The sequence below is a fragment of the Terriglobus sp. YAF25 genome (assembly GCF_052113305.1).
Taxonomy (GTDB): domain Bacteria; phylum Acidobacteriota; class Terriglobia; order Terriglobales; family Acidobacteriaceae; genus Terriglobus.
The window spans coordinates 1-7,455 of record NZ_JBFRCY010000144.1 but is presented as its reverse complement, the minus strand read 5'-3'; the positions used below and the strand labels follow the sequence as shown (position 1 = coordinate 7,455).

At 57.4% G+C, this 7,455-nt stretch carries 6 protein-coding genes; 3 read left to right on the top strand and 3 right to left on the bottom strand.

The window, feature by feature from the left end; genetic code table 11:
- Both AB4043_RS08090 and AB4043_RS08085 read right to left on the bottom strand, forming a co-directional pair.
- Nucleotides 1–261: helix-turn-helix domain-containing protein (locus AB4043_RS08090; RefSeq protein WP_442306825.1), on the bottom strand; the 261-nt coding region annotated here is incomplete at its 3' end.
- A complete protein-coding gene (locus tag AB4043_RS08085) occupies nt 248–1,855 on the bottom strand; it encodes an N-acyl-D-amino-acid deacylase family protein (protein WP_442306824.1) in 1,608 nt (535 codons plus the stop codon). The genes AB4043_RS08085 and AB4043_RS08090, both read right to left, overlap by 14 nt.
- 158 nt (nt 1,856–2,013) lie before the next feature.
- On the opposite strand from AB4043_RS08085, the gene AB4043_RS08080 reads away from it, so the two are divergent.
- Both AB4043_RS08080 and AB4043_RS08075 read left to right on the top strand, forming a co-directional pair.
- Nucleotides 2,014–2,853 (top strand): amidohydrolase family protein, encoded by an 840-nt coding sequence (locus AB4043_RS08080; protein ID WP_442306823.1) that lies wholly within the window; start codon nt 2,014–2,016, stop codon nt 2,851–2,853.
- A gap of 102 nt (nt 2,854–2,955) precedes the next feature.
- The gene (locus AB4043_RS08075; RefSeq protein WP_442298939.1) at nt 2,956–4,167 is read left to right on the top strand and encodes a family 10 glycosylhydrolase; all 1,212 of its coding nucleotides are present in this window, start codon (nt 2,956–2,958) and stop codon (nt 4,165–4,167) included.
- A gap of 36 nt (nt 4,168–4,203) precedes the next feature.
- On the opposite strand, the gene AB4043_RS08070 is transcribed toward AB4043_RS08075, so the two are convergent.
- Entirely contained in the window at nt 4,204–6,270 is a 2,067-nt protein-coding gene (locus tag AB4043_RS08070) for a family 20 glycosylhydrolase (RefSeq protein ID WP_442298940.1), read from the bottom strand.
- A 297-nt stretch (nt 6,271–6,567) separates the two neighbouring features.
- On the opposite strand from AB4043_RS08070, the gene AB4043_RS08065 reads away from it, so the two are divergent.
- Nucleotides 6,568–7,455 (top strand): carboxypeptidase-like regulatory domain-containing protein (locus tag AB4043_RS08065; RefSeq protein WP_442306822.1); only part of this gene is annotated, 888 nt, incomplete at its 3' end.

Here is a 7,455-nt window from a genome sequence, read left to right as displayed (position 1 = left end):
GACCTGAAGACCTGCGAGCGATGCGTTTGCCAGACCGAAGAGCTTCAGCCCGAAGAGATAGCGACCTGTCTGCGGGCTGCGAGTTAGATATCCAAGGCGTTCCAGCGTGAGCAGCAGGCAGTGAAGGGAACTCTTGGGATGTCCGGACATCTCCACCATCTGTGACAGTGTGAGGCCGTTCTTGGAATGAGCGAGAATCTCAAGCAGGTGTAGCGCGCGCTCAACGGAGGGAACCGAGGGGGTTCGATTAGCACCACTCATAGACGCTCTCTCTCGAAGGAAATGTTGCTGGCGTTTGCCAAACTTTAGCATGGTCCAGCGTGATAGCCTGGCCAATTTTACCTCCCTTGTCCATTAGGCTGGACAGAGGGATGCGCATAAATTGTCCTTTGAAAATCAGGGAAATTCCATGCGGAGTACGGGACGGATGCTCATAGCTGGCTGTGRTGCCGATCTCTGCGGGATCAAAGACGACTAGGTCGGAGAAGTTGCCGGGTACGACCGCCCCACGCCCTCTGAGGCCTAAGCGCTCTGCGGGAGCATGGGTGATCTTTCGGACAGCTTCAGACAGCGATAACCACTGTTTCTCACGGACATAGTCGCCAAGGAAGAGCGGGAAGGCTCCAGCCAGGCGGGGATGCGGCTTGCCGGAGACGTAGAAGCCGTCGGTAATGATGGAACTGAGTGGATGTGTCAGCATCTCCCGGAGATTCTGTTCACTCTGATTGAATGCCAGAATGTTGACCCGGCACTCCTCTTCCAGCAGCACGTTCAGGAGTGCCACCGGAGCCGGGATATCGCGCTCATTCGCAATGTCGGCCAGGCTTTGACCGACCAATCGCTGGTTATCGGTGCTATGCAGTGAGGAGATGTAGATGTCGCTCCACGCCTGCGCGGTCTCGTCTTCGAGATAGGCAATCAGCTCCCTGCGGGATGAGTCAGAAGCCAGGAGCGCGAGGAGCGCCGGTGTTCCCTGGGCAACGACAGACTGGGGAAGGAGCTGCGTCATCACCGTGCTTCCAGCGAGATAGGGATAGCAGTCGAAGGCAACATCAATGCCCTCGGCGCGAGCAGCTTCAATCAGTTGCAGCGCTATTGTCTGCTTGTGCCAGTTCGCCCGTCCGACCGCCTGTAGATGCGAGAGTTGCAGCCGGCAGCCGGTGCGGCGGGCCAGTTCCAGTTGCTCTTCAATTGCCTCCAGCAGCGTCCATGAATAGCTGCGCATATGGCTGGTGTAAAGCTTGCCGTGATGCGCAACGATGCGGCATAGCGCTTCGAGTTCCTCAAATGGAGCCTCAGATCCGGGGGAATACATCAACCCACTGGATAGTCCGACAGCACCTTGATGGAGTGCCTCATCAAGCAGGCGCTCCATCTGGGAAAGTCGGTTGAGGGAGGGCTTACCGGCGTCTGCGCCGTATACAGCTGTCCGCAGCGCCCCATGGCCGACGAGTGACTCGATGTGTACCAGAGGCGAGTGTGCGCGAGTCTCCTGAAGATAGCTGGCAGCGTGCGGCCAGCTCTTCCGGCCATAGAGAATCCCGGCATTCTGCTCGACCAGGAGATCGCAGTTCGGACCGCAGGGGTAGGGAGAAAAACCACAGTTGCCAACGACCTCGGCCGTCACACCCTGATCCATCTTTTCGCGTGGGCTCTGCTGCACCATGAGATCGGAATGGCTGTGCAGGTCGATGAAGCCAGGTGCTACTGCCAGCCCGTGCAGGTCGATAAAAGGAATGCCGGAGGGTTGCGATGGACAGATCTGTTCGATCCGTCCATCGCGCAGCAGCAGGCCGCCCGAATAGGGGTCGGCCCCGGTGCCGTCCACGATAGTGGCATTGGCTAGAAATAGCATGATTGTCAGTGCTTGAGGCCAGAGTATAGCAACGCCGAGAGAGCGATGTATCTAGCATGTGGGTCTGTCGTCCATGGATATGGACGGCTGATTGATATGGCATTTCGACAGAAACGGTGAACCGATAGGCTGAAGAGCGACGAGGGGGGAGGTCTGTCATGGTGGTTGACTGTCATACGCATCTGTGGAACGCCGAAGACTGGAGCGAGGAGATGGTGCGCGAGGCATCCATCGCACGGGGCGCGCCGGTCCAGATTGAAATCAGTGAAGAAGAGCACTGGGAGGCGATGAGGCCGGTTGACCGCGCTATCGTCTTCGGGTTCCATTCCCGTCATCTCGGCCTTGTTGTTCCAAATGACCGCATTCRTGCCTACGTCGAAAAGTATCCGGAGAAGCTGATTGGCTTTGCGTGTCTGGACCCACATGAGCCCGACTATCTGGAAGAGATGGAGAAGGTATTCCAACAGGATGGATTTGCAGGGTTGAAGCTGGCGCCCATCTACCAGAACTTTCATCCGATGGATGAGCGGATGCAACCCGTATACGCGTTTTGCGAGAAACACGGTATTCCTGTCCTGGTGCACCAGGGCACGACCTTTCCCCGACGTGCTCCACTGAAATATGCGTTGCCCATCCAACTAGAGGATGTCGCGTTGCAGTATCCAGACCTGAAGATGGTGATCGCGCATATGGGGCATCCTTGGGTTGAGGATGCGGTGGTGCTGATTCGTAAGCAGCCAAACGTCTATGCGGACATCTCGGCGCTGTATTACCGCCCCTGGCAGTACTACAACGCTCTGATGCTGGCTCAGGAGTATGGAACGGGGCATAAGTTGCTTCTGGGATCTGACTATCCCTTTACGACTCCAGCCGATACCATCGCTGCTCTGCGTAACGTGAACCACATCACAGGGAATTCCGGCCTGCCGCGCATCAAGGAAGAATTGATTGAGGGGCTGATCGAGCGTGATGTCCTGAAGTGCCTGGGAATCGGTTAGTCATTGGAATTGGAGCTGCCTTCTGTTCAGCCTATTGAACAGAGGGCAGCTCCGTTGCATGAACCAATAGGCAAGTCGGGTGGCTTCCGGTAGAGTGCCTGCATGTCCACTTCTTTCACGCGACGACAGCTTCTTAAGACCCTGCCTGCAGCCGCGGTAGCCGCCTCTCCTCTTGTCTCACCGGGGCAACAGGCGAACAACGGGAAACCGAATCCCCAGGATCCCAATCTCGTAAAGCATCTGCAGATCCCGAAGGCCGAGAGACCGACGAAGGAGATTCGTGCGATCTGGATCCATCCGGAGACGACATTTGCCGCGGACGAGAAGACAGGACGGCAGCAGGTTCAGGAGACAGTGCAGCGCTATGCACGCGCCGGCTTCAATCTGATTCTCCCATGGACGGTGAGCGGTTACCTGACTGCCCTCGACCATCCGGCTTACCAGAAGACGCACCCGACCGCAGCCTGGAACTCGCTTGGTCTGCTGATTGAAGAGTCGTCGAAGGAAGGGATCGATGTCGACATGTGGTACAGCTTTACCGACTACCGCCAAGTAGACTCTCCGGAGTTTGATCCGGCCGTTGGTGGGAACCTGACATGGGCTGCGAAAAGAATCGAGGAGGTCGTTCCCAATCCGGCCACCGGTAAAGTCGAGAATCCCAGCGTCGACAACGTCTGTCCTCAGCACTACGAGGCGCGGGCGTGGATGTTACACCAGGTGGAGAGCGTATTGCAGCGTTATCCAAAGCTGCATGGCCTGCATATCGAGGAGCCGGGATATCGCCAGCGTGGCTACTGTCTATGCGACCTTTGTCAGTCTCTCTTCCAGCAGATGCAGGGCAAAAAGCTAACGGAGAATCTCGATACTGCTCCAGCGGAAGATCTCAGGACGATTGGCACCAGCGCCTTCATGGCAGAACTGCGGGAGGGGCTGAAAAAGAATCACCCGAAGCTGGTTCTATCGGTCAACGGCGGACCGGACTGGCGGCATGACCGCTTGCGTGGACGTGACTGGGGACGCTGGGCTCAGGCCGGCTGGCTGCGGTACTACGCGTCGCAGGTGTACGTCTCCGACACGGCAAGCTTCCGGGAGCAGCTCGGCGTGACGATGAACGATATCTCCCGGGAGTGCCAGGTGGTTGCGGGCATATCGATCAACTGGAGCGAAGGAAAAAACACGCTGCAGGAGGTGATCCGTCAGATCGAGGCATCGCGTGAACTTGGCGCCGCCGGTGTGGCGCTCTTCCATGGCAAGGCGTTCAGCGACGAAGATCTGCGCGCAATCAAAGCAGGCCCGTTCCAGCGTCCCGCCTAACAGATCGATGCCGATCCGTAGCTCGGAAGCCCTCGTTTAACGCTTGGAGAGAACGTCTTCGAGCGTGGGACGAGGGCCGCCTTCTTTGAAGTTGCGGCGAAGTGTCCAGAGGGACGCCTGAAGATGCCGCCAGAATTCCAACTCCGCATCCCAGCGGGCCTCTGCCGTGGCCAGCCGATAGGGTTTGTATTGTTGCAGCCACAACTCCCGGTAGCGCAGTTTGAGGTCACCGCACTCGTCCATCAGATCGCCAATACGGCTGTGGTTGCGCGCGGCGGTCTCGCGCGACAGCAGGAACTGGATGTCCTCTGTGGATGGGTGCTCGGGGAGGGCCTGGAAGTTCTTCTCAATCTCGATCGCATAAAGGAACTTCATACTTACGAAGTCGAGGACGCGACTGGCGAAGAGCAGCTCGCTCAACTCACCACCCTGTTCGAGTACTGGCGTATCTCCAATTGCCGCCTGTAGCGTTTCCCGTGCGGTTTCAGCGGCGAGACGGCTCTCTTCCAGTTCTTTGGCGTGTGTCTTAATATCCGCCAGAGTATGAGGCTCAAAAGGATCGTCCCAGAGGCGGAAGCTGGTTTCACGGCCAATGGCACTTCGAAGGAGGGTTTGTGCCTTCGCCAGATTTTGCAATGCTTTGGAGACCGGCATCGCAAGTTTCTCACCATAACGGACGTGGGCGTACTCATCGAAGAAGTGATCGCGTGCTATCGGTTGGGCCTGCCATGCAGCGGCGGCACCGTAGGCGACGCCGGCTTCCGCTTGCCGGTGCAGCGCCTGTGCCGAGTCAGACCATTGCGTATTGACCATGCCGAAGGCTCGCGCGCCACGGGCAGCGGCGAGGAAGCCGTCAATGTTCGTAAAGGTGCTGTCGAAGTCAGGCGTTACTGTATCCCAATCTGAGATGCCGGTTGCAACCAGAATGGGCACATGGTTTTGCGCGAAGAGTGTGAGGAGGCCGTCGTAGCTCGGCCGTGCGTCATAGAACCACGGAACGGCGATGGCGGTCTTAGGAAGGTTTGCTGCGAGTCCAGGATACTTGTTGAAGATATATGCGCCTTCGTCGATGTCGGCCCAGAAGAGCGGACGCTTGTGTTGCTGTACGGAGAGCTCTGCCATCCGTTGCAGCAGATGAAGCCACAGCTCATCCGGAGATTGGCTGGAGGCACGAGTGCCGGCGCGGCCAAGCTCGAAGGGTTCATCGAAACCGATATGGATCCATGGGCTGGGGAAGAGCTCAGCGTATTGATGAAGCCAATCTTCGAGGATGCGAAGCACTTTCGCCTCGGCAGGGTTGGCTTCGCCACCATGAGGAAGTGCCGCGAGGGAGGAGTACTTTTCCTCCCGAAAGAGATCGTGAAGGTGACCGTAGAGCTCGACACATGGGACGACGTCGATATGCCGCTCACGTGCGTAGGCGACGATATCCTGGATATTCGTTCGAGTGTAGTTCGACTCCCGATGGAGCAGAGGGTAGCCGTTGAGATCAATATTGGTCTCAACGTAGAGGTAGTACTGATTCACCTTCCACTGCGCAAGCAGGTCTAGCTGGCGTTTGATCTCCGCTACCGTTGGCGCGCCTCCGTGCGCGGTGTCATACATGAAGCCCCGATAGGGAAGTGCCGGCTCGTCGGTTACGTCGACAAAGGGCAATGTGCGATGGGACGAAGCTCCCTCGAAGAGTTGCGAGAAGGTTTGCGCCGCGTAATAGAGCCCGACAGATGAGTTGCCGTGCAGTTTGACGCCTGCGCGATCGACGACAATGCGATAGCCTTCGCGGGCGGTGTGCGTTTGCTCATCGCTGGGCCCCGGAAGGGAATTCTGTGCAGCGTCATCCTCCAAAACGACGGGGATGGATGCCGTGCCTGGTCCCTGGCATTGCTGCCTGAGGGTGGTCTCAAGTGTCTTGAGGGTGAAGACGTCTTCACGGGAGTAATTCGCCGAGCGGAGCTTCAGACTGCATGCGGCGTATGAACCTTTGGCATAACTCACCTTTTGGGGACGTGGGAGCAGCGGGGAATGAGTCGGCTGAGCCAGGCAGGAGGATGCCAGCAGCGGTAGGGAAAGACAAAGGCTCCAGTGGGTTCGYCGAATTGCCATGAAAACAATCCTTTAGAGATCAGAAGATGCTTTGAAGCATATTACGGATCTCTGTTCGATACTGGTGGGCCGTCGGGGGATTACCGGCCATGCCAAGCGGGCTGTCCATGCGGTTGGACGAACGGGCTTGATGGCGCCACTTTTGCTTTTGCATTGACGACGGAATGCGCGAGATTGGCTTATCGATTCTGCTCCAGCATTACATGTCCCCGATAGCCGATCTCTGCCAGATAGCAGCGAAGCTCCATGGGGCACGGCCTTACGTCTCGCTTTACCAAATAAAAGAGGGGATGTCTTATGAAACGTGTTTTGCTTGCCAGCTTACTAGTCTGTTTGCCCGTCGTGGGAACTTCGTTCTGTAGCCGAGATGCGCTCGCGCAGACGGTAACCGGGACGCTCGTGGGAACGGTGACCGATAGTTCGGGAGCCGCCGTTGCCGGCGCAAAAGTAATCGCCTTCGATACGAAAACGAATCAGAGTGTGACTGCCATGACGGCGAGTGATGGCAGCTATCGCATTCCCAACCTGGATCCAGACGACTACCGCGTCGACGTAAGCGCGGCGGGCTTTCAGCAGATCTCTATCGCACATACCCAGCTTCTTCTGAACGCGACGCTTCGCAACGACATTCAACTCAAAGTGGGCGATACCTCAGAGAAGGTGGAGGTTGAGGCTACCGCGGGAGTGATCTCGACCGAAAGCTCCTCGATCTCATCCATCATCGACGTTAAGGCCGCGGAACGGCTTCCTTTGAATGGAAGAACGATCGATCGTCTGATTATCTTTACGGCCGGCATGACCTCCGACAGCGCTTCCTCTCCGAATCTTTCGGGTAGCCTGCGCTGGGGTGGCTCCTACTACACGGTGGACGGCGGCAACTTCAACGATCTGGGGAACGGCGCCGGGGCATATTCCTACGCAACGAACCTGTCTTCCATGCCTTCCACGGAGGTTGTTCAGGAGATGAAGATCGAGAGCAACCTGGCGAAGGCCGAGTTCGAGGGGTCGTCCAGTATCTCGATTATGACGAAGTCTGGCACCAATGCATTTCACGGAGAGCTGTACGAGCTGAACCGTAACCGCGCTTATGCAGCCCGCGACTATTTTGCCCGCGCAGGTACCACGGTGAAGCCGCAATTGAACCGCAATGAGTTCGGCGGAACCATCGGTGGACCTATCTGGAAA